Source organism: Actinoplanes lobatus (genome assembly GCF_014205215.1).
GTDB lineage: Bacteria > Actinomycetota > Actinomycetes > Mycobacteriales > Micromonosporaceae > Actinoplanes > Actinoplanes lobatus.
This window is the reverse complement of sequence record NZ_JACHNC010000001.1, coordinates 9,159,153-9,179,670: the sequence shown is the minus strand read 5'-3', so window position 1 is coordinate 9,179,670 and position 20,518 is coordinate 9,159,153. Positions and strand designations below refer to the sequence as shown.

Genomic DNA, 20,518 nt, shown 5'->3' with positions numbered 1-20,518 from the left:
ACGCCGGGGTGAGGCGGCTCACAGATGTCACACTCCCCGGCCGGCCGGTGTCTCGTGCCCGAACCGCCCGAACGAGCCTCAGGGAGTTTCCGATGAACGTTGTAGTGATCGGCGGCGGCTACGCCGGTGTCATGGCCGCCAACCGTCTCACCCGCCACGCCGGCGTGACCGTCACGCTGATCAACCCGCGCCCGGTCTTCGTCGAACGGCTCCGCCTGCACCAGCTCGTCCGCGGCAACCACGAGGCGGTCGTCGACTACCGCGACGTGCTCGCCGACCGGGTGCGGCTGCGCACCGCCACCGTCAACCGGATCGACGCCCCCACCCGCACCCTCACCCTCACCGACGGCGCGACCATGGGCTACGACCACCTGATCTACGCGGTCGGCAGCGGCAGCCCGCGGGCGCCCGAGCACGCCCACCCGATCGCCACCCTGGAGGACGCGCGCCGGCTGCGGCCGCTCGTGGAGGCCGCCTCCGCCGTGACGGTCGTCGGCGCCGGGCCGACCGGTATCGAGACCGCCGCCGAACTCGCCGAGGCCGGGCACACGGTGACCCTCGTGTGCGGGGACGTCCTCAACCCGTACCTGCACACCAACGGACGCCGCTCGGTCGCCGGACAGCTGGCCCGGCTCGGGGTTCGGGTGGTCGACGGGCCCGGCGCATCCGTCACCGCGGTCACCCCGGACAGCGTCCGCCTCGCCGACGGCCGGGAACTGCCCAGCCCGCTGACCGTGTGGGCGGCCGGATTCAGCGTCCCGGACCTCGCCGCCCGCAGCGGCCTCACCACCGACGACGCCGGCCGGCTGATCACCGACGAGACCCTGACCAGCGTCGACGACCCGACCATCGTGGCGGCCGGGGACGCGGCGGCGCCGTCCGGACGGCCGTACCGGATGGGCTGCCAGTCCGCGGTCCAGCTCGGCCCGCAGGCGGCCGAGACCGTGCTCAGCCGCATCGCCGGCACCACACCCGCGGACGCCGGGGTCGGGTTCGCCGGCCAGTGCATCAGCCTCGGCCGGCGGGCCGGGATCTTCCAGTTCGCCCGGCGCGACGACCGCGCCCTCCCGCTGTACCTGGGCGGGCGGCCCGGCGGCAAACTCAAGGAGTTCGTGGTGGTCCACACCGTCAAGCAACTGGCCGACGAGGCGCGCCGTCCGGGCGTACGCGATCTGTGGACCCACGACCGCAACCGCGCCCAGGCCGTCACCACCGCCGCCGGTGTCGCATGATGATCGATATGCGCGACGCCACCGACGACTTCGTCACCTACCGCAACCTGCTCTTCACGGTGGCGTACGAGATGCTCGGCTCCGCGGCGGACGCCGAGGACGTGCTCCAGGAGACCTGGCTGCGCTGGGCCGACGTCGACCTCGACCAGGTCCGGGACCGGCGCGCCTACCTGGTCCGGATCACCACCCGGCAGGCCCTCAACCGGCTCCGTACGATGCAGCGGCGCCGCGAGTCGTACGTCGGCTCCTGGCTGCCCGAGCCGCTGCTCACCACCCCCGACGCGTCCGGCGACGTGGAACTCGCCGAGAGCATGTCGATGGCCATGATGCTGGTGCTGGAGACCCTGGCGCCGACCGAACGGGCCGTCTTCGTGCTGCGCGAGGTGTTCGACGTGGGCTACGACGAGATCGCGGAGGCGGTCGGCAAGACCCCGGCGGCGGTCCGCCAGATCGCCCACCGGGCCCGGCAGCACGTCGACGCCCGGCGTCCCCGGCAGACCGTCTCGGAGAACGAGGTCCGCGCCGCCCTCGACTCGTTCCAGAAGGCGCTCGCCGGCGGTGACCTCCAGGGGCTGCTCCACGTGCTGGCGCCGGACACCGTCCTGATCGCCGACGGCGGCGGTCTCAAGCAGGCGGCGGCCCGCCCGATCAGCGGCGCCGACAAGGTGGCCCGCTTCATGCTCGGCGGCCTGCGGAAGGGGCAGTTCAGCTACACCACGGCGTTCGCCACGGTCAACGGCAGCCCGGCGCTGGCCTTCCACGTCGACGGCGAGTTCGACGGGGTGATGGCCGCGCGGGTGGACCAGGGGCGGATCACCGGCCTCTACTACGTGCGCAACCCGGAGAAGCTGACCCGCCTCACCGACGCCGCCGAGGTGACCCTGCGTTGACGGTCGAGCTCTTCACCTACAACGCCCCGGGCGGGCGGCGGACGATCTCTTTTGAAGATCTTCCCGAGGCGTACGCGGACGCGTCCGCCGCCGATGCCCCGGTCTTCTCCCGCGGCAACCTGCTCCAGGTGTGGATCATCGACGCGGAGCGGTGTCACGTCCAACTTCGTGACGGTGGCCGCTGGTTCGACCTGGCCGAGTCGGATGCCGCGGGGGAGACCGCGATCCGGCAGGCGAACATCCCCGGGACCGTGCCGGCCGCCGCGGTGCTGCCCCGGTCGCGGGGCCTCGACGTGCTGACGGCCGCCGATGTGCCGGCCCTCTGCTGGCGGCCGGTGCCGGACTGGGTGGTCGACCGCGGCGGCTACCTGCTGCGGGACGTCGTCGAGGCGATGTGGGACCGAGCCGGCGACCTTCACCTCGACGGCGCGCCCGAGACCGCGCCGCGGGGGTTGCGGCATCTGTCGTACCTCGTCGGGTTTCATGCCGGCGTAATGGGCGACGGCCTCGACTGGGTCCTCGACGTCCACACCCCCGAGCAGCTCGGCGCGGCGGCCGAAGCCGCCGCCTACCTGGGCCTGAATTCGCTGGCCGAGCTGATCGGCCGACTCGCCGCGTCCGGCCGCGACTTCGAGCTGGCCCACACGCTCACCCCGGCGTACTACGCGCTCACCGGCCCGCCCGACGCCGAGGCCATCCGGGCCGCGGTCCGGCGGCGGGTCGCCGAGGATCCGGCGGGGTGGAGCGTAGGCCCGCTAACGTGAGGTCGTGATTGACTTCTCCAGCCCATCGGTGTTCAAGCTCAACCCGTGCGACCCGGCCTCGGTCTACCCGCAGGTGGCGCCGCTGCTCATCCCCGGAGAGCAGCTGATCGCGGCGTTCAAGACGACCCGCGACTTCGTGGTCTTCACCAACAAGCGGCTGATCGCCGCCAACGTGCAGGGCATGACCGGCAAGAAGGTCGACTACACGTCGCTGCCCTACGGCAAGATCCAGGCGTTCTCGATCGAGACGGCCGGCAACTTCGACCGGGATTCCGAGCTGGAGATGTGGTTCAGCGGCCTCGGCAAGGTCCGCCTCGAATTCAAGGCCGACTCCGACATCCGTGCCCTCAGCCAGATGATCGCGGGCTTCGTCCTCTAACCCCATTTCATCGGTACGGGGTGAGGCCGCCTACCCTGCCGCCGTGAAGATCACCCTGCTGACCCTCCTGGTCCGATGGCGCGCGGCGGTGCTGCTGGCCGCGCTGCTGGCGGCGGTGGCCGGCGACGTGGCTCTGGCGCGGATCGGCCCCGGTTTCGGCTGGATACTGGCGTTCGGCGGGCTGGGTCTCGTACCCCTTCTGGCGGCGATCGCGGTGCTCCGGTCCCATCGCCCGGCGATCCTGGTGGCCCGGCCCGGCGTGCCCGCGTTCGATGTTCCGGTGAGCCCGGGCGTGGTCCTCGTCGCTGTGGGCTGGACTCTCCTGGTCGGCCGCAATCTCAGCGGCATGGTTCGCGACCTCGCGGTGTACCCGGGCGAAATCTGGCTCACGGCCGTCTTCGCCCTGCTCTGGGCCGCGATGCTGGGCGCGGTTTGGGCCATGGTGCTGCGCGGGGCCGTGATGCGGCTGCGCCCGGACGGCATCGAGGAACGCCGGTTTTTCGGCTCGCTCCTCGTGCCGTGGTCCGCTCTCGAGACCCCGCGGTCGGCCCTCCCACGCGGGGAACAGCAGATCGCCCTCTTCCTGGCTGATCCGAAAGCGGTCCGCAGGCGGGGCCTCCGCTCCCGAAACGCCACGACCCTGACGGCGATCGGTGTCGACGCCGAGTTCCTGGCCCGAGCCGTCCACGAGTACGCCAACCGGCCCGACCTGCGCCCGGCCATCGGCTCCCCGGAGGAACTGTCCCGCTTCCTGGCCATCCCGCAGATCGCCCGGCTCAGCGATATGAGTGCGGCCCGCCAAAACGCCGGCTCAGATACCCCGACTGCAGATCACCGGTGAGCAGCCCACTCAGCGTGGCGTCGAACCCTCCCTCGAACCGCTCCCACAGCGGGCCCCGCTCCTTGAGCACCACAGGCCAGTCGTCCGGGGCCGCACCGGGCCGGACGTGCCAGAGCAGCAGGTCGCTGTTCCCGGTGAGGCCCCACAGCACGAGATCGTCACCGGGCGCGAACCACTCCGGGACGTCCGCGCGATCCGCGGTCCAGCGGGAAGCATCACCGAGCGACCAGGGTTCGGTGTAGTCGGTGCCTGGTCCGCCGAAGTCGAGGCGGACGCACTCGCGGGCCCACTCGTTCTCTTCGAGAATGTCCTCGCGCAGGAGAAGGAGATGGTCGTCGACCGTGTGGGCGCCATGGGTTCCGGTGAACCGCTTGTAGTCGGACGGGAGCGTGACCCCGAGCGCCGACTCGATCTCCGACCACTCGAACGCGTCTCGAGCCGGATCCAGTCCGAAGATCTCCGCGAGTGACGGCGCCTCGCCCGTCGGGTCGGCTGTCCGAGCCCCGGACAGCGATCCCGCCCCACGCAGCAACTCCCCACCCGTGCCCGCCACGACGACATACTCGGCGGAGACCTCGACAACGATCAGATCGACGGCCTTGACGTCGTGGAAGGTCCGCGTATACCGGTCGAGCCGGTCCCCGGCCCGCGGCCAGTGGCGCGGGTGGAAGTCCGGGGTCCCCTCCAGTCGCCACCCACCATCGACGTTCTCCACAGCATCGACATCGAACCCCAAACGAATCCCCGGCATGGTGATCATTCTGGGTCAGTTCTCCCCTCTACGCTCACCGCGTGCAGATCGAGTTCCTTGAGTGGTTGGTCCGGTGGCGGGCCGCGGTTCTGCCCGTGGTGCTGCTGGCGGCCGTCGGTGGCGCCGCGGTTCTTGATCAGGCCGGACCGGGCCTGGGCATGGCGGTCACCGCGCTGGGCCTCCTGCTCGCCCTGGCGGCGCACTCCCGGCTCCGTTCGGATCGGTCGGCCGCGCTGGTGGCGCGGCCCGGCGTGCCGATGTTCGAGTTCCGGTGAACCCGGCTCTGGTCGTCGGCGCCGTGGGCCTCGCGATCCTGTCCGGCCGCGGTTTCAGCGTCCTGGTCACCGGCTCCGTGGGGCGTGGAACGCCCGGCTTCCTGCCGCTCTTCTGCTGCTCCAGGTCGTGCTCCTGAGCGTCGCCTGGATCGCCGCGCTGCGCGGGATCGGCGTGCGCCTGCGCCCGGACGGGATTGAGGACCGGCAGGCGTTCGGGTCGATCTTCGTGCCGTGGGAGGCGCTCGGCGCCCCGCCCGCGATCCTGGACACCTGGTGGGGGTCCATCCTGCGCGGTGAGCGGCAGGTCAACCTGGTGCTGACGGACCCGGCGCTGGTTCGCAAACGGGGACTTCGCTACGGCCCACTCAACTCATTGACGACGATCGGCGTCGACCCCGGGTTCCTGGCCGGTGTGATCGGCGAGTACGCCGACCGTCCTGACCTGCGTTCCGCGATCGGCGTCCCGGAGGAGCTCGCCCGCTTCTGACCGTTCGTCGACAGGAATCCTGTCGACGACGCAGGTGATTTCGCCGATTCTCTCGTCAACATTGACGGTCATCGTCTGATCCATGTTGAGACCGTCAAGATGGATCGGCGCGGCTTTCGTGTTGCTCGTGACCGTTGCCACCGGACTGACCGGCGCCGGGCCGGCGGCGGCCGCGACCGGGTTCAGTGAGGTCACGTCGTTCGGCAGCAACCCCGGCAACCAGCGGATGTTCACCTACGTACCCACGTCCGCCGGAACCGGCGCCCCGGTCGTGGTGCTCTTCCACGGCTGCGGCGGCCAGGCGCAGGACCTGGACGTCAACACCGGCTGGCGCAAGTACGCCGACCTGTACGGCTTCCACCTGGTCCTGCCCGAACAGAAACCGGAGAACGTCGGCTCCGGCGGCATCGTCCCGCACAAGTGCTTCAGCGCCTGGAACGAGGCCGACCGCACCCACGGCGGCGACGGCGAGGCCCGCTCGGTGGTGCAGATGGTCGACCACATGGCTACCACCTACGGCGCCGACATGAGCCGGGTGTTCGTCACCGGCTACTCCGGCGGCGGCGCGGCCACCAACGTGATGCTGGCCGCCTACCCCGACCGGTTCAAGGCGGGCGCGGTGTTCTTCGGCATGCCCTACGGCTGCGCGGACACCGAGAGCGCCTACTTCCGTACCGGATCGCTCGGCCCCTGCTCCGGATCGACCTCCACGCTGACCCCGCAGCAGTGGGGCGACAGGGTGCGCGGCTCCTACCCGGGCTACAGCGGCACACGCCCGCCGGTGCAGATCTGGCACGGCGGCGCGGACCCGCTGATCAGCCCGCGCTCACTGGACTATCAGCGGGACCAGTGGACGAACGTGTTCGGCATCAGCCGCACCCCGGCGTCCACGACCACACCCGGGTCCGGGATCACGAAGAGTGTCTACGGCAGCGGCCAGGTCGAGACGTGGCTCATCGCCGACATGGGCCACGAGCAGCCGGTCGACCCGGGAACCGGCGTCCAGAACTGCGGCGTCAGCGGGGTCGGCTACGCGCAGATCTGCGGGCCCTACCACGCCACGCTCTTCTTCGGCCTCGGCTCCGGCACGCCGCCGCCCGCCACCACCTGCTGGACCGCGACCAACGCGGCACACATCGCCGCGGGGCGCGCCCGGACCGTCAGCCTTTCGGCGTACGCGGTGGGCTCCGGCGACCATCTCGGGCTCGCCGCCAGTGCCGTGTCCCGCAGCGTCCAGCAGACCGCCCCCGGTCACTACGTCCGAGTGACCGCCTGCCCCTGAACGGAGTCCCCATGCGCAAGCTGCTGGCGGCCGTGGTCGCCACCGTCACCACGCTGCTGGTCACCCCCGTGGCGGCCCAGGCCGCGCCGGGTGGCTCGGGCCCCTACCCGGCCGACTACGAGACCACGATCCGCCTCTACTCCCACACCATCTACCGCCCGAACACCCTGCCCGCCGGCCTGATGCCGATCGTGGTCTGGGGCAACGGCGCCTGCCGGGCCGACGGCACCTGGTTCCAGAACATCCTGAGGGAGTTCGCCTCACACGGCTTCCTGGTGATCGCGAACGGCCGTCCCGGCGGCACCGGAAGCACCGACGCGGACATGCTGATCGAGGCCATCGACTGGGCCGTCGCCGAGAACTCCCGGACCGGCAGCAAGTACCGCGGCCGCCTGGACACCGGCAGGATCGCGGTGATGGGCCAGTCGTGCGGCGGCCTGGAAGCCCTGGAGGCGAGTGCCGACGCCCGGGTCGACACCACCGTGTTCTGGAATAGCGGCCTGCTCAGCGACCTGGAGAACTATCGCCTGTCGCGGTTGCACGGCCCGGTCGCCTACATCACCGGCGGGCCGGACGACATCGCCTACCCGAACGCGGTCGACGACTACGGCCGCCTGCCCTCCGGCCTGCCGGCGTTGCTGGCCCACCTGCCGGTCGGCCACTACGGAACGTTCTCCCAGACCAACGGCGGAGAGTACGGCCGAGTCGGCGCCGCCTGGCTGAAGTGGCAGCTCAAGGGCGACCAGACGGCCCGCGCCGTACTCACCGGACTCTCCTCCCCGTGGACCGTGACCAGCAAGAACCTGTTCTGATCACCAGCTGTGCATGGTGCCGTCCTGGAGGCGGTTGACCGGCAGACTGGCCGCCCGGTACGGGTATCGGGCGGCCAGTTCCTCGTCGATGTCGACGCCGAGGCCGGGCTCCTCGGACGGGTGCAGGAAACCGCCCTCGAACCGGTAGCCGTGCGGGAAGACGGCGTCGGTGGTCTCGGTGTGGCGCATGTACTCCTGGAGGCCGAAGTTGGGGATGGCCAGGTCGAGGTGCAGGGCGGCGGCCATGCAGACGGGGGAGAGGTCGGTCGCGCCGTGTGAGCCGCTGCGTACGTGGTAGAGGTTCGCCAGGTCGAAGATGCGCCGCAGGTGGGTGATACCGCCGGCGTGCACCACCGTCGTACGGATGTAGTCGATGAGCTGCTCGGTGATCAGCTGCTGACAGTCCCAGATGGAGCTGAACACCTCGCCCACCGCGATCGGGGTGGTGGTGTGCTGGCGGATCAGGCGGAAGCCCTCCTGGAGCTCGGCCGGGACCGGGTCCTCCATCCAGGTGAGGTGGTAGGGCTCCAGGCTCTTGCCGAGCCGGGCCGCCTCGATCGGGGTGAGCCGGTGGTGGACGTCGTGCAGCAGCTGGAGGGTCGGCCCGAACTCGTCGCGGACCCGGGCGAACACCTGCGGCACGTGGTCGAGATAGTGGGCGGTGGACCAGACGTTCTCGGTGGGGATCGCGGCGTCGGCCGGCTCGTAGAACATCCGGTCCTTGCTGACGCCGTAGGTGCTCTCCAGCCCGGGGATGCCGGTCTGCACCCGCACGGCCCGATAGCCGAGCGCCACATAATCCGAGATCTCGGTGAGAACGGACTCGACATCTGAAGCGTTGGCGTGCCCGTAAACGGTCACGCCCTCACGGGAACGGCCGCCCAGCAGCTGATAGACCGGCAGGCCCGCGACCTTTCCCTTGATGTCCCAGAGCGCGGTGTCGACGGCCGCGATCGCCGTCATCGTCACCGGACCGCGCCGCCAGTAGGCGCCCTTGTAGAGGTACTGCCAGATGTCCTCGATCCGCGCCGGGTCCCGCCCGATCAACTGCGGCACGACATGCTCGGTGAGATAGGCGGCGACGGCCAGTTCCCGCCCGTTCAGCGTCGCGTCCCCGACCCCGTACACCCCCTCGTCGGTGACGATCTTCAAGGTGACGAAGTTGCGGTCGGGGCAGGTCACGATGACCCGGGCCTCGGCGATCTTCACTCGGAATCCTCCTTGACGAACAATGTCGATGGGTCCGGCTCGATGAAGTCTGTCAGTGCGGGTTTCGCCGACCGCCCAACCATCCAGGGGTGCCCATGCGTTGGACAGGTGTGGACAGCGAATTCGCCGCCTTCGTCGAGGCACGCCAGCACCGGCTGCTGCGCTCGGCGTACCTCGTCTGCGGCGACCACCACCTCGCCCAGGACCTGGTGCAGGGCGCCCTCGTCAAACTCGCCCTGCGGTGGAGCCGCGTCCGCGACGGCGACCCGGAGGCGTTCCTGCGCACGGTCATCTACCGCGACGCCGTCTCCTGGTGGCGCCGCCGCCGGCGCGAGGACCTCAGCGACGCCCCGCCGGATCGCTCCGACGGCGGTGAGGACGTACCGAACCGGCTGGTCTTCGCGGCGGCGCTGCGCCGGCTGCCGCCACGCCAGCGGGCCGTGCTGGTGCTGCGGTACTTCGACGACCTCACCGAGGCGCGGACCGCGGAGATCCTCGGCGTCACGGTCGGAACGGTGAAGAGCCAGGCCAGCGCGGGCCTGCGGAAACTGCGGGAGCTCGCGCCGGAGCTCGGCGAGATGGCCGGGAGGGGCTGACGATGGGGACGAACCGGCTCACGGAACTTCTCGAGGAGGCCGCGGCCGAGGTGCCGGCGCCGGCGTTCGCCGCGACCGCCTGGGCCACCGCCCGCCGGGTCCGCCGGCGCCGGCAGCTGATCGCCGGGGTGGCCGCCTTCGCCACCGTGGTCGCGGTGAGCGTGCCGCTCAGCACCGGGGGCGGGCCTGCCCCCGTGACGCCACCCGTCGCGCCGTCCGCCGTCGCCGTCGCCCCCGGCGTCGACGCCATGCCGGCCGACCTCACCCGGCGCACCCTGACGCCCTTCCCGGAGGTGCTGACCATCCCGGTCGACGCCCGCAAGCTGTCCGAGCACCCGGTGGACCGGGCGGCCGTCGTCGTCCAGAAGATCGATCTGGAGGCGGCCCTCGACCCCCCGCTTTACGTGCTCGACCTCGCCGGCGAGTGGACCCGGATCGACGTGGTCGCCCTGGAACCTACCCGCGACGCGGACGGCAATCAGGCGTACGCGCTGCGCTCCACCGCGCTCTCCCCGGACGGCCGCCGGATCGCCGTCCCACAGCCGCAGGCCCTGGTCGTCATCGACCTGACCACCGCGAAGGCCCACCGCATCCCGGTGCCCGGCTACAACGAGCAGGTCATGTGGTGGGGCGATGAGACCGTCCTGGTCGGCGCGGGCGGCCCCGGCCTGGCCCGGGTCGACTGGCGGGCCGGCACGGTCACCCCCGAACCGGCCGGGATCTCCGCCTGGAACAGTGCCGGCGCCCGGCAGGTCAGCTCCGGAGCCCTCGCGGAGCTGGTGGTGATCGACGATCGGCGGATGACCCGCGGTTGGGTGCTCGGGGACCCGAAGCCCGCATGGGAGTCGCCGATCGACGAGAGCGGCCTGCCCAGCGGCTACCGGATCAGCCTGTGGTACGGCCCTGCCCTGTCCGACGGCGCCGGCCGGGTGGCGGCCGCCGCCTGGGGCAGCCGGCCCGGATACGAGGGCTCCGAGATGCTGACCGTGGTGAACGCGCGCACCGGCGTGGTGGAGCGGATCCTTGATCTCGGCACCGGGCGTGGCAAGGCCTGCTGCACGGTGCTCGAATGGGTCGACGACCACGTGCTGCTGGCGCGGACCGACCGGGAGGGCCTGGTCACCTGGGACACGCGTACCGGGGCGGTCGCCCAGGTCACGGTCGGCCCGATCCAGGCCGTCCTGTCGGTCCGCCTGCCCTGACCTACTTGTGGTTCACCCCGTGCATCAGCGCCAGGATCGCCCGGTTCAGCGGCACCGGCACCCCGTGCTGCTCGCCGAGCCGCACCACCGCGCCGGTGATCAGCTCGTGCTCGGTGGCCCGGCCGGCCAGCCGGTCGTACAGCATCGACGTGCCGTCGTCCTCGGCGAACCCGTCGTAGATCTCCATCGTGTGCTCGATGTCGGCGTCGGAGAGCCGGGCCCCGGCCGCCCGGCCCACCGCGATCGCCTCGTCGAGCAGCGCCCGGGTCAGCTCCCGGACCGCCGGCTCGTGCTGGATGACCGACATCCGCTTCATGGTCAGTGAGGTCACCGGGTTCGCCCCGACGTTGGTCAGCAGCTTGCGCCACGCCGCCGTGGAGAAGTCGGCGACCCGCTCGACGTGCAGCCACGACCCGTCCAGCAGCGCCGTGAACCGGTCCGCCGGATCGGTCCGCGACAGCTCCGTGGCCGTCACGGCCGGGCCCTCGCTGAAGGTCGCCCGCGCCGTGCTCGCGACCGTGCCGGGCGCGCCCGGCACGGTGATCCGGGCGCCCATCCGGTGCAGCACGTGACCCGGGCCGAGCGACTCCGCCGCCACGTAGACCAGCGCCGGCAGCACCCGCGTGCCGCGCGGCACCAGCGGTTCGATCCGCTCGGCGTGGTCGACGCCGTTCTGGAGAACCACCACGGTCGTGTTCGGCCCCACCAGAGGCCCGAACCAGGCCGCCGCGCCCGTCGCGTCCTGCGCCTTGGTGGCCAGCAGCACCCAGTCCACCTCGGTCGCCTCGCTCGGGTCGACCAGCACCGGGACGTCCAGCTCACGAACGCTGTCGGCGCGCTCGACGATCAGCCGCTCCGGGCGGCGCCGGGCGCAGACGACGACGTCGTGCCCGGCGTCGACGGCCGCGGCCGCGACCACCGTGCCGACCGCACCGGCACCGATGACCGCGACGCGAGTCCTCGTGGACATGAACAGCCTCCCGAATAACTGAGAATGTTTTCTCAGTTCCCATCTTGCGGGAGAAGTTTTTCGGCCCCGTTACGTCTGGCCGGAAACGGTCGTCCGTCACACCCCTCGTGTCCTACGGCACACGAACCAACATCCGGAACCACCCCCGCAACCCGCGCGCGGTAGCCTGGCGAAGTTGAGCGGAGGGCAGATGGACACGTTCGGGATTGAGCCCACTGACATGGGTGCGGCTCCGTCGGTGGCACGGTTGCTGCTGGAGCTTCGCGGCCGCACGAGCGTCGATGTCCGTCCATCGGGCCGTTCGCTCCAGGTCCGCCCGAAGGACTCGAACGTCATCGCGGTGCACATCCACCCCGGCGGCATCGACCTGGCCCTCGACCAGGACCGGGCCAACGAGGTGGCGCTCTCCATCGAGGGCGCCTATGTGCGCGACGACGAGCCGGTCACCCAGGTCTCCGTCGAGGCGTATCTGATCGACGCCAACTACGACGCCCTGCTCGCCGCCGCGGTCGAGGCCGTCGAGCAGCGCGCCGCCGGAAAGCCGAAGGCCGCCGCCGCTGCCCCGCGCGCCCGCGCCGCCTCCACCGGCACCCGGGCCGCCGCGAAGCCGAAGGCCGCCGCGAAGCCGGCGCCCCGCCCGGAGCCGCCCCGCTGCCCCAAATGCCGGCAGTACGAGCTGCTCGCCAGCGGCGAGTGCCCATCCGGCTACTGCTGACCCGGCATACCGCCGGTGTCCCGGCGTGATGTCCGGGTGAAGCTGTTGCCCGGAGTGCTGGCCGCCCTCGACCTCCCCACGCCCGAGCCTCTCGGCGCACCGGCGGCGCGAGACGGCCGGAGCAACGGCCCCGCATTCCCGTCGCCGCGTCTGACCGGTGGGCCGGTGTTCGCGTCACCGCTCGCGGTCGGTGACTGCGCGGTCGCCTCGGTGGCCGCCTGCCTCGTCGCCGCCGCCGAACTCGCGCACGCCCGCACCGGCCGCCGCCCCGACATCTCCCTGGACACCGCCCACGTGGCGGCCGCCATGCGCAGCGAGATCCACCTGCGCGACCCGGCCGGCAACGGCATCGACGGCTTCGCGCCCCTGTCCCGCCTGTGGCCGGCCGCGGACGGCTGGGTGCGCACCCACGCCAACTACCCGTGGCACCGTGCCGCGCTGCTGACCGCGCTCGGCGTCACGGACGATCCCGGCCCGGCGATCGCCGCGCTCCCGGCCGCCGAGGTCGAGCGCCGTGTCTACGCCGCAGGCGGCCTCGCGGTCGCCGCCCGCACCCCGCGGCAGTGGCGTGCCGCATGCCCGCCGGACTCCCCACTGATCAGCTTCACGCCCACCGCGCACGCGCCCGCCCTGCCGGCGCCGACGGGCCCACTGCCCGCCTCGGGCCTACGGATCCTGGATCTGACCAGGGTGATAGCCGGGCCGGCCGGCACCCGGATGCTGGCCGCGCTCGGCGCCGACGTGCTGCGGGTGGACGACCCGAACCGCCCGGAACTCCCGCTGCACGCCCTCGACGGCGTCATCGGCAAGGCCAGCACCGAGATCGACGCCGCCACCGCCGAGGGCCTGCGTACCCTGCATCGCCTGATCGGCGAGGCCGACGTGGTGGTCACCGGCTACCGCCCGGGTGCGCTGCGCCGTTTCGGCCTGGCCCCGGACCAGATCGCCGAACGCCGTCCCGGCACCGTCGTCGCCACCCTCTCCGCCTGGGGAACCACCGGCCCCTGGGCCGATCGCCGCGGCTTCGACAGCCTGGTCCAGATCGCCACCGGCATCGGCTGGGCGGTCAGCCCCGACGGCGTCCGCCCCGGCGCGCTTCCGTGCCAGCTGCTCGACCACGCCACCGGCTACCTGCTCGCCGCCGGCATCCTCACCGCCCTGGCCCGCCGGGCCCGCGGCGGATCCGCCGGCCACGTCGTCGTCTCTCTCACCCGCACCGCGACCTGGCTGCTGGATCAACCCCGCACAACCCCCTTCCCCGGTACGGGCGACGCGCACCCGATCATCGACGGCTATCGCGTCCCGCTGGGCGACGGCTGGAGCGGCATCAGCCCACCGGGCCTCCTGGACGGCCACCGGCTGAGCTGGCCCCACCTGCCACCCCGCTACGGCCACTCACCGGCCGCGTTCCCGTCCTGACCGCCCTTCCCACGGGGCGACCACGGCTAGGCGAAGTCGTCGTGCCCGTGCCGGGTCGCCCGGCGGGTCTGCATGATGACGGCGAGGATGCCGAGCACCGCCGAGGCGAGGCAGATCGCCAGTTCCAGCAGGGCCTCGGTCTGCCACGGGCGGCCGGCCAGTCCCGCGTGGACGGCCGCCAGCCCGTGCCGCACCGGCAGCACCGAGCCGACCGCGTCGACCCAGCCGACCCGGCCCGGCGGCAGGAAGGCGCCGGAGCAGAGCATGGTCAGACAGGCGAGCAGGTTGGGCGCCAGCACGTCGGCCCGCTTCGCGATCGTCGCCGTGGCCGCGGCGATGCCGAGAAGGGCGTACCCGCACGCCATCAGCGCGAAGAGCGGCAGCCAGGGCAGCAGCCGGACGGCGAGGCCGGACATGTCCAGCAGGAGCGCCGCGATCGCCGCCTCGATGATGAAAAGGACGAAACCCGCGATCAGGTACGGCGCCGCGCGGGCGTACTGGAGCAGGGCCACGGGCATGGCCCCGGTGCGGATCCGCCAGAACGTCCCGAAGTATTTGTCCCCGAACGGCACGTTGATCACGCCGACCGTGTTCGTCGTGGTCAGCGCGATGGCCAGGCCGCCGACGAACGCGTACGCCCGATGGCCGTCGCCGGCCACCACGCCGCCGAGCACCGTGAAGAACACGATCTGCAGCACACCTCGGGGCAGGGTGGCGAAAAGCGTTGCCGCCGGCGTGTAGTTCGAGGCGAACTCACGCCGGCCGAGCCGCATCGTCTCGGCCGTCCGCCACAGCACCGTGCTCGCCGGCAGCCGCTCACGCGTAGTCAAGGGAGCCTCCCCGGCGGGCGCGGTCGATGGACCACCGGTAGGTGCGCCCGGCCACGACGCCGTAGACGACCGTCAGCAGCAGGGCGATGGCCAGCGGGGTCATCGACAGGTCCCGGACCGCCGCGCCGGTGATGAACTCGTTGATCCAGCGCAGACTCAGCATCGACGGCACCCAGCGCAGCCCGGCCGGCAGGAAGTCCTGCGGGATCATCAGGCCGCCGAGCACGAACACCGGGTACATCAGCGCACCGGACCAGATCAGCCCGTTGCGGGTGAGCAGGAACAGGCAGGACAACAGCGCGCCGAGCGTGGTGGCGGAGACGATGACGACCACCAGGCCCACCGCCATCCAGAACGGGTGGGCCATGGCGACCGGCAGGCGCAGCGCCAGTACGGTGAGCACCGTCGAGGCCAGGATCGTGCCGACGCCGTACAGCGTCGCGCCGAGGCTCTTGCCGAACAGCACCAGCGTGGGCGACTCCACCCCGCACACGCAGCGGGCGAGGGTGCCGTAGGTGCGCTCGCGGCGCAGCACGCCGCCGCTGGTCCAGATGGTGGAGCCCCACAACGCCGTGAGCATCACCGCGACCACGATGTCGGTGGCACGGCCGGCCGTCGGCCGCCGGGTCCCGACCGCGATGATGAGCAGCACGACCGGCAGGAAGCCGGCGTTGACCAGCAGCAACGGGTTGCCGCGCATGGTGCGCTGCTCGGTGCGTGCGGCGGTCAGGAACATCCAGACGGCGGCCCTGAGACGGTCGCCGCGGGCCGGCTCCCCGGTCACCGGAACACCTCGCCGGTCCGGCCGTTCGCCGCCAGTTGCGCCGCGACGTGCGCGTACACGTCCTCCAGGCGCAGCGGCGCGACGTCCACGCCGAGGATGTCGGCGCTACCCAGCGCGGCACCGAGGCGGCCGAACGACTCCGCATTCCAGTCACGTACCCGCAGCCGTAGCGTCCACCGCCCGTCCGTCTCGCTGAGGCCGTCCACCGTGACCTGCTCGCCCTGCCCGTTCGCCGCGCCCGGCGGGAGGCGGCCGGCGTCGAGAGCCGGGGGCCGGCCCGTCCCGCGTACCGTGACGATCGCGGTGTAGCCGGCGAGACGCGCGAACTCGGCGACCTCGACGTCGGCCACCACCTCGCCGCCGGCCAGCACGACCACCCGGTCGGCGAGGCGCTCGATGTCCAGCAACAGGTGGCTGGTCAGCAGCACCGCGGTGCCGCGGTCCCGCAGGACGGCGACGTCGTGGCGCAGGCGCTCGGCCTCGACCGGATCGAGGCCGGCGGTCGGCTCGTCCAGCAGCAGCACCGGCGGTTCATTGATCATCCCGATGGCGAGGTGCAGCCGCTGGCGCATGCCCTTGGAGTACGTCTCCACGGCTCGGTCCGCGGCGTCGGTCAGCCCCACGTGGTTCAGCGCCGCATCCAGCCGCCCAGCGAGCCGGCGCCGGCCGACACCCGCGAGCATCGCGAAGAACCGCAGGTTCTCCCGGCCGCTCAGCTTGCCGTAGAGCCCACGCTCGCCACCCAGGACGACGCCGGTCATGCGGCGGACCTCCCGCAGGTCGCGGGTGACGTCGTGGCCGAGGATCCGCGCCGTCCCACTGGTCGGCAGCAACAGCGTCGCGAGAATCTTGGTCAGTGTGGTCTTGCCGGCGCCGTTGCTGCCCAGCAGTCCGACGATCTCGCCCGCTCCGACCCGCAGACTGACGTCCTTCAGCGCGACGACATCGCCACCGCGCACCTTGAATCTCCGGCCCAGGGATTCGACCTCGATCGCCGCGTCGTTCACCGCGCTCCGTTCGAGTCCGTGTCAGGGATTTACTGTTCCAAACTCGGTGCGCGCCCGCAACGAACGCGGATCGGACCGGTGGGCGTACCCCGAATGGTCCGGGTCTTTAGGATTTCGGCATGTCGGCGGCGGGATCTCGGGAGCGGCCACGCCGTGGTGACGCGCGATTGCGGCGTGCCGCGCTGCTGGCCGCGGTGGGGGAGTTGCTCGCCGAGCGTGGGCCGGGGTTCTCGCTGGCGGAGGCGGCCGGGCTGGCCGGGGTGTCGACGGCGACCGCCTACCGGAATTTCGCCGATCCGGGCAGTGCGATCGACGCGTTCTTCGCGGAGCTGGTCGGGGATCTGCTGGAGGCGTTCGACCGGTTGCCCGGTGGCGCGGATCCGCTGGCGGATGTGCGCGCGGTCTGCCGGGAGTGGGTCGAGCAGGCCTCGCGGTGGGGTGCCGCGGCTGTGCACATTCGGTCACCGCGGGGTGTGCTGGCGCGGCGTGGCGAGGAGGATCCGTTCGTCGGCGGGCTGTATGAGCGGCTCGCGCGGCTCGTCGAGGCGGCGATCGCGTCGGGTGCGGTGCCGCGGCAGGACGTGCGGTTCGCGGTGCTGATGTGGGTGACGATCTTCGATGAGCGGGTGGTCGTGGATCTGACCCGGACGCTCGCATGGAGCGCGGACGAGGCGGCGGAGCATCTCACCGGAGCGCTGCTGAGGGTGCTGGGGCGATCCTGAAGGGTGTTCTCTCGTCTTTTGGATGGTTCTTGGACAGGTACGTTGACTTACGCTCGACTGAGGAATCCGCTGTAGGTCCTCGGAAATTCAACGGCGGCCGGAGGCTCTCATGTCTTTGGAACTGGATCGCAGGCTCGCGGATGTCGGCACCCGATTCCGGATCTTTCCTCAACCCCGATTCCTGATGAAGGCGGACGGATCGGGGCCGCTCTTCGCGGAGCCCGAGCTGGTGGTCGTCTCGGTCGAGCCGGCCGCCATGCGGCCCGGACCGGGTGACGACCGGATGTTCGTGATCGACGCGATCGGCAAACTGCCCTACAACAACTTCTTCCGGCCCCCGTTCCGCGGCACCAAGCGGGACCCGATCCAGCCGAGCGAGGACGGTCATTTCGATCATCTCGACCCGGCCACCCGGGAATTCTCGGCGGCCACCATGTACGCGACCGTTCGCCGGGTCCTCGACATCTGGCAGGACTACTTCGGGCGCACCATTCACTGGCATTTCGAGTCCGATTTCGATCGACTGGAACTGATTCCGTTGATCGAGTGGAACAATGCGCAGTCCGGGTACGGGTTCCTCGAATTCGGCTTCGGCCGGACGCCGAACGGGACGATCGACCACACCCGGCCGTACTGTGAGAACTTCGACGTGCTCGCCCACGAACTGGGGCACAGCATCATCTTCGCCGAGGTCGGGGCGCCGGCCAGCAAACAGGACGACGGCATCGACTACGGCGGCATGCACGAGTCGGCCGGTGACCTGGTGGCGATCGTGTCGTCGCTGCACTTCCACTCGGTCGTCGACCATCTGCTCGAGTCGACGCGGGGCAATCTGCTCACCATCAACGGCCTGGACCGGGTGGGGGAGCTGTCCGACAGCCGGGAGATCCGGGTCGCGTTCAACGCCATGCGGATGTCCGACGTGGGCGAGGAGCCGCACGACCGGTCGCTGCCGCTCACCGGGGCGATCTTCGACACCATGGTCGAGATCTTCCAGCGCGACCTGGTCGCCAAGAAGCTGATCAGCGACGACCTGCGGATCCGGTCGACGAACCTGCCCGGCACCGCGCAGGACCTCGACGAGATCCAGGCCGAGTTCACGGCCGCCTACACCGGTAACGAGGAGGCCTTCAAGGAGTCGCTGCTGCAGGCCCGCGACTACCTGGGCCGGCTGCTCGCGGCCACCTGGAGCACCATCTCGCCCGACTTCATGACCTACCACGGCATCCTGCGGGCCATCCTGGCCGCCGACCGGGAGATCAGCGGCGGCGAGAACGCGCAGACCATCCGGGAGTGCTTCGCCTGGCGGGAGATCGCCCCGGTCCCGACCTCGATGCTGCTGCGGCCGCACACGCTGGCGTCGTGCGGCTTCCAGGCCAACGACAGCGGTTCCGCCGCGGCGTCGTCCCGTGACCGTCTGCTCCCGGACCCGCGCCCCAACGGCTCCGCGACCACCGCCGCCCATCTCTGACGATTCCTACCTCCGGGGCGGGGCACCCGCCCCGGAGCGCGTCTCCCCGCGGTACTCGCGGATGACGTCGTCGCCGTCGCGGGCGGTCTCGGCGAAACCGGCCTTGGCGGCGACCGCGGCCGACGCCACGTTGGCCGGGTCGTGCCGGATCGCCACCCGCTCGATACCGGGCAGGGTGAGGGCGACCCGGGTGATCACCCGCACGGCCGCCGTCATGTGGCCACGGCCGGCATACGGCGTACGCATCCAGTAGCCGATCTCCAGGACGTCCGGCCCCATCCGCGTCATCAGGCCGATCGTGCCGATCAGCTCACCGACCGCCGTGAAGATCGCGTAGTTGAACTGGGTGCCGTCGAAGTTGCGCCCGATGAAATCGCGGGCCTGGTCGACGCCGTAGTCGTCGGTCGCGAACGGCAGCCACGGGCGCAGTTCGGGCAATGACTCCTGGACGGCGGCCGCGAGTTCGGCGGCCCACTCCGGTTCCCAGCGCTTGAGGACCAGGTCACCGGCGTTGATCATCTCGGGTGGTTCCATGACCGGACATTCTGCCCGGAGCGGGCGCCGGCTCGATGCGCAGGCCGGGGACCAGGTCCTGATGAGGCACGAAAAGCCGCTCTAAACAGGAATAACCCCTGTGCCGGGTATTTCTGGGCGAAATGAAGATCAAATCGGGCGAATACTGAGAAGAACGTCACTATCCCCGGCGTGAGGCTTGGTATTCATCCATCGACCGTGGATACCGTCGGGCCGTCCCGCGTACGGCGGGCACTGTGGACGGACCGCCGAATCCTGCCGCCGCCCACGGACACGAATCGACGGCAGGAGCGGGGGACCCACTTTTTCCGGCGCGCCGGGCGCGCCTCGGGGTGAAGCCGTGCGTGAAACGGCCGGGCCACTCTGCCCGAACCCGACAGCTCACCTCGCAGGCGTGGAGGATCATCCATGTCTCGGATCGGTAGACGAACGCGCCTTGCCCTCGGTCTGGTGACCGCCGGGGTGACCGGAGCCGGCGTCCTGCTCGGCCCGGCGGCCCCGGCTCAGGCCGCGGCCCGCCAGGTCAACTGGGATGTCATCGCCAAGTGCGAGTCCGGCGGACGGTGGCACATCAACACCGGGAACGGGTACTACGGCGGCCTGCAGTTCAGCCGCAGCACGTGGAAGGCCAACGGCGGCGCCAAGTACGCGCCGACCGCCGACAGGGCCAGCAAGGCCGAGCAGATCGCGATCGCCGAGAAGCTCCACAAGAAGCGCGGGCTCAGCCCATGGCCGGTCTGCGGAAAGAAGCCCGGCGTCTACAAGAAGACGTCCAGCGCGAAGAAGCCCGCCGCGAAGAAGCCGAGCGGCAAGACCTATGTGGTCCGCTCCGGCGACACACTCGCCTCGATCGCGCGCAAATTCAAGATCAAAGGCGGTTGGCGTACGCTCTACGCACTCAACAAGGACCGCATCTCCAGCCCCGGCCTGATCTTCGTGGGGCAGCGGATCCGCCTCTGAAAAGTGTCGTACCCCCTCGGTAGCGTCCCGTGCGACAGAGAAAATGCTGCCGGGGAGGCCGGATGTTCCGTCAGGGCGATGTGCTGATCATTCCGGTGCCGCAGGCCGATGTCCCGGCCTGCGCACCGGTCCCACGCGATCGGCGAGGGCGGATGGTGCTGGCCCGCGGTGAGGCCACCGGCCACGCGCACGTGGTCGGTGGCCCGGGCCTGGTGCTACTCGCCGACCTCGACGATCCGGAGCGGATGTTCCTCGAGGTCCCGGCGCACGGCCGGGTCACCCACGAGGAGCACGGCCCGATCCCGCTGCCCGCCGGGCACTACCGGGTGGTGCGCCAGCGGGAGTACATTCCTGGCGCCTTCCGGCCGGTCGCGGACTGAGGGGGC

24 protein-coding genes and 1 riboswitch are annotated in these 20,518 nt (G+C 71.2%); of the genes, 17 read left to right on the top strand and 7 right to left on the bottom strand.

Going from position 1 to position 20,518, the window contains the following annotated elements; translation table 11 throughout:
• The first annotated feature begins 92 nt into the window (after window positions 1-92).
• The 5 genes from BJ964_RS41875 to BJ964_RS41855 are packed head-to-tail and all read left to right on the top strand — an operon-like array spanning window position 93 to window position 4,106.
• Entirely contained in the window at window positions 93-1,232 is a 1,140-nt protein-coding gene (locus BJ964_RS41875) for an NAD(P)/FAD-dependent oxidoreductase (protein ID WP_188125845.1), read from the top strand.
• A gap of 8 nt (window positions 1,233-1,240) precedes the next feature.
• Window positions 1,241-2,122 carry an RNA polymerase sigma-70 factor gene (locus tag BJ964_RS41870; RefSeq protein ID WP_188125844.1) on the top strand — a complete coding sequence of 294 codons (882 nt, stop codon included), beginning with the start codon at window positions 1,241-1,243 and terminating at the stop codon, window positions 2,120-2,122.
• Window positions 2,119-2,886: a hypothetical protein gene (locus BJ964_RS41865; protein WP_188125843.1), complete on the top strand. Its 768-nt coding sequence runs from the start codon at window positions 2,119-2,121 to the stop codon at window positions 2,884-2,886. The genes BJ964_RS41870 and BJ964_RS41865 overlap by 4 nt, the downstream gene beginning before the upstream one ends.
• A gap of 4 nt (window positions 2,887-2,890) precedes the next feature.
• The gene (locus tag BJ964_RS41860; protein WP_183218816.1) at window positions 2,891-3,265 is read left to right on the top strand and encodes a PH domain-containing protein; all 375 of its coding nucleotides are present in this window, start codon (window positions 2,891-2,893) and stop codon (window positions 3,263-3,265) included.
• Between the two features lie 43 nt (window positions 3,266-3,308).
• Window positions 3,309-4,106 carry a hypothetical protein gene (locus tag BJ964_RS41855; RefSeq protein ID WP_188125842.1) on the top strand — a complete coding sequence of 266 codons (798 nt, stop codon included), beginning with the start codon at window positions 3,309-3,311 and terminating at the stop codon, window positions 4,104-4,106.
• On the opposite strand, the gene BJ964_RS48770 is transcribed toward BJ964_RS41855, so the two are convergent.
• On the bottom strand, window positions 4,042-4,857 hold the full coding sequence (locus tag BJ964_RS48770; protein WP_229806721.1) for an SMI1/KNR4 family protein: 816 nt from the start codon (window positions 4,855-4,857) through the stop codon (window positions 4,042-4,044). The two genes, BJ964_RS41855 and BJ964_RS48770, sit on opposite strands and share 65 nt — an antisense overlap.
• Window positions 4,858-4,898: 41 nt before the next feature.
• Between BJ964_RS48770 and BJ964_RS41845 the strand changes: the two genes are divergently transcribed.
• The 4 genes from BJ964_RS41845 (at window position 4,899) to BJ964_RS41830 (ending at window position 7,713) form a co-directional block, all read left to right on the top strand.
• The gene (locus BJ964_RS41845; RefSeq protein WP_188125841.1) at window positions 4,899-5,132 is read left to right on the top strand and encodes a hypothetical protein; all 234 of its coding nucleotides are present in this window, start codon (window positions 4,899-4,901) and stop codon (window positions 5,130-5,132) included.
• A 127-nt stretch (window positions 5,133-5,259) separates the two neighbouring features.
• Window positions 5,260-5,619 (top strand): hypothetical protein, encoded by a 360-nt coding sequence (locus BJ964_RS41840; RefSeq protein WP_188125840.1) that lies wholly within the window; start codon window positions 5,260-5,262, stop codon window positions 5,617-5,619.
• 127 nt (window positions 5,620-5,746) lie between these two features.
• Window positions 5,747-6,901, top strand: coding sequence for an extracellular catalytic domain type 1 short-chain-length polyhydroxyalkanoate depolymerase (locus BJ964_RS41835; protein WP_188125839.1), 1,155 nt, complete (start codon window positions 5,747-5,749; stop codon window positions 6,899-6,901).
• Window positions 6,902-6,912: 11 nt separating this feature from the next.
• Entirely contained in the window at window positions 6,913-7,713 is an 801-nt protein-coding gene (locus tag BJ964_RS41830) for a poly(ethylene terephthalate) hydrolase family protein (RefSeq protein ID WP_188125838.1), read from the top strand.
• Here BJ964_RS41830 and manD read toward each other — a convergent pair whose 3' ends face one another.
• On the bottom strand, window positions 7,714-8,922 hold the full coding sequence (gene manD, locus BJ964_RS41825) for a D-mannonate dehydratase ManD (protein ID WP_188125837.1): 1,209 nt from the start codon (window positions 8,920-8,922) through the stop codon (window positions 7,714-7,716). It abuts the gene before it with no gap.
• A gap of 95 nt (window positions 8,923-9,017) precedes the next feature.
• Between manD and BJ964_RS41820 the strand changes: the two genes are divergently transcribed.
• Window positions 9,018-9,518: a SigE family RNA polymerase sigma factor gene (locus tag BJ964_RS41820; protein WP_188125836.1), complete on the top strand. Its 501-nt coding sequence runs from the start codon at window positions 9,018-9,020 to the stop codon at window positions 9,516-9,518.
• Window positions 9,519-9,520: 2 nt separating this feature from the next.
• Window positions 9,521-10,720, top strand: coding sequence for a hypothetical protein (locus BJ964_RS41815; protein ID WP_188125835.1), 1,200 nt, complete (start codon window positions 9,521-9,523; stop codon window positions 10,718-10,720).
• A 1-nt stretch (window position 10,721) separates the two neighbouring features.
• On the opposite strand, the gene BJ964_RS41810 is transcribed toward BJ964_RS41815, so the two are convergent.
• The gene (locus tag BJ964_RS41810) at window positions 10,722-11,690 is read right to left on the bottom strand and encodes a 2-dehydropantoate 2-reductase (RefSeq protein WP_188125834.1); all 969 of its coding nucleotides are present in this window, start codon (window positions 11,688-11,690) and stop codon (window positions 10,722-10,724) included.
• Between the two features lie 238 nt (window positions 11,691-11,928).
• On the opposite strand from BJ964_RS41810, the gene BJ964_RS41805 reads away from it, so the two are divergent.
• Window positions 11,929-12,405, top strand: a complete 477-nt coding sequence (locus tag BJ964_RS41805) for a hypothetical protein (protein WP_229806720.1) — start codon at window positions 11,929-11,931, stop codon at window positions 12,403-12,405.
• A gap of 36 nt (window positions 12,406-12,441) precedes the next feature.
• Entirely contained in the window at window positions 12,442-13,824 is a 1,383-nt protein-coding gene (locus BJ964_RS41800; protein WP_223149704.1) for a CoA transferase, read from the top strand.
• A 26-nt stretch (window positions 13,825-13,850) separates the two neighbouring features.
• Here BJ964_RS41800 and BJ964_RS41795 read toward each other — a convergent pair whose 3' ends face one another.
• From BJ964_RS41795 to BJ964_RS41785, 3 genes are read right to left on the bottom strand one after another with little or no spacing between them, the layout of a single operon-like run.
• A complete protein-coding gene (locus BJ964_RS41795) occupies window positions 13,851-14,654 on the bottom strand; it encodes an ABC transporter permease (RefSeq protein WP_188125832.1) in 804 nt (267 codons plus the stop codon).
• Complete coding sequence (locus BJ964_RS41790) at window positions 14,641-15,438, bottom strand: ABC transporter permease (protein ID WP_188125831.1); 798 nt, start codon at window positions 15,436-15,438, stop codon at window positions 14,641-14,643. The genes BJ964_RS41795 and BJ964_RS41790 overlap by 14 nt, the downstream gene beginning before the upstream one ends.
• Window positions 15,435-16,445 (bottom strand): ABC transporter ATP-binding protein, encoded by a 1,011-nt coding sequence (locus BJ964_RS41785; RefSeq protein WP_188125830.1) that lies wholly within the window; start codon window positions 16,443-16,445, stop codon window positions 15,435-15,437. The genes BJ964_RS41790 and BJ964_RS41785 overlap by 4 nt, the downstream gene beginning before the upstream one ends.
• Before the next feature lie 119 nt (window positions 16,446-16,564).
• On the opposite strand from BJ964_RS41785, the gene BJ964_RS41780 reads away from it, so the two are divergent.
• Window positions 16,565-17,167: a TetR/AcrR family transcriptional regulator gene (locus tag BJ964_RS41780; RefSeq protein ID WP_188125829.1), complete on the top strand. Its 603-nt coding sequence runs from the start codon at window positions 16,565-16,567 to the stop codon at window positions 17,165-17,167.
• Between the two features lie 109 nt (window positions 17,168-17,276).
• Window positions 17,277-18,638, top strand: a complete 1,362-nt coding sequence (locus tag BJ964_RS41775) for a gluzincin family metallopeptidase (protein WP_203832835.1) — start codon at window positions 17,277-17,279, stop codon at window positions 18,636-18,638.
• A gap of 6 nt (window positions 18,639-18,644) precedes the next feature.
• Here BJ964_RS41775 and BJ964_RS41770 read toward each other — a convergent pair whose 3' ends face one another.
• A complete protein-coding gene (locus BJ964_RS41770; protein WP_188125828.1) occupies window positions 18,645-19,172 on the bottom strand; it encodes a GNAT family N-acetyltransferase in 528 nt (175 codons plus the stop codon).
• A 236-nt stretch (window positions 19,173-19,408) separates the two neighbouring features.
• Window positions 19,409-19,582, top strand: a riboswitch (cyclic di-AMP (ydaO/yuaA leader).
• Here BJ964_RS41770 and BJ964_RS41765 point away from each other — a divergent pair.
• Window positions 19,581-20,132: a LysM peptidoglycan-binding domain-containing protein gene (locus tag BJ964_RS41765; protein ID WP_188125827.1), complete on the top strand. Its 552-nt coding sequence runs from the start codon at window positions 19,581-19,583 to the stop codon at window positions 20,130-20,132. It overlaps the preceding riboswitch by 2 nt.
• Before the next feature lie 62 nt (window positions 20,133-20,194).
• Window positions 20,195-20,512, top strand: coding sequence for a hypothetical protein (locus BJ964_RS41760; RefSeq protein ID WP_183218805.1), 318 nt, complete (start codon window positions 20,195-20,197; stop codon window positions 20,510-20,512).
• The last annotated feature ends 6 nt before the right edge of the window (window positions 20,513-20,518 follow it).

Excerpts from the sequence above, each read along its gene's own strand:
- BJ964_RS48770 (WP_229806721.1), bottom strand. The coding sequence starts at position 4,857 with ATGCCGGGGATTCGTTTGGGGTTCGATGTCGATGCTGTGGAGAACGTC.
- BJ964_RS41810 (WP_188125834.1), bottom strand. The coding sequence starts at position 11,690 with ATGTCCACGAGGACTCGCGTCGCGGTCATCGGTGCCGGTGCGGTCGGC.
- BJ964_RS41760 (WP_183218805.1), top strand. The coding sequence starts at position 20,195 with ATGTTCCGTCAGGGCGATGTGCTGATCATTCCGGTGCCGCAGGCCGAT.
- BJ964_RS41775 (WP_203832835.1), top strand. The coding sequence starts at position 17,277 with ATGTCTTTGGAACTGGATCGCAGGCTCGCGGATGTCGGCACCCGATTC.
- BJ964_RS41780 (WP_188125829.1), top strand. The coding sequence starts at position 16,565 with ATGTCGGCGGCGGGATCTCGGGAGCGGCCACGCCGTGGTGACGCGCGA.
- BJ964_RS41820 (WP_188125836.1), top strand. The coding sequence starts at position 9,018 with ATGCGTTGGACAGGTGTGGACAGCGAATTCGCCGCCTTCGTCGAGGCA.
- BJ964_RS41830 (WP_188125838.1), top strand. The coding sequence starts at position 6,913 with ATGCGCAAGCTGCTGGCGGCCGTGGTCGCCACCGTCACCACGCTGCTG.
- BJ964_RS41815 (WP_188125835.1), top strand. The coding sequence starts at position 9,521 with ATGGGGACGAACCGGCTCACGGAACTTCTCGAGGAGGCCGCGGCCGAG.
- BJ964_RS41765 (WP_188125827.1), top strand. The coding sequence starts at position 19,581 with ATGTCTCGGATCGGTAGACGAACGCGCCTTGCCCTCGGTCTGGTGACC.
- BJ964_RS41870 (WP_188125844.1), top strand. The coding sequence starts at position 1,241 with ATGCGCGACGCCACCGACGACTTCGTCACCTACCGCAACCTGCTCTTC.
- BJ964_RS41875 (WP_188125845.1), top strand. The coding sequence starts at position 93 with ATGAACGTTGTAGTGATCGGCGGCGGCTACGCCGGTGTCATGGCCGCC.
- BJ964_RS41770 (WP_188125828.1), bottom strand. The coding sequence starts at position 19,172 with ATGGAACCACCCGAGATGATCAACGCCGGTGACCTGGTCCTCAAGCGC.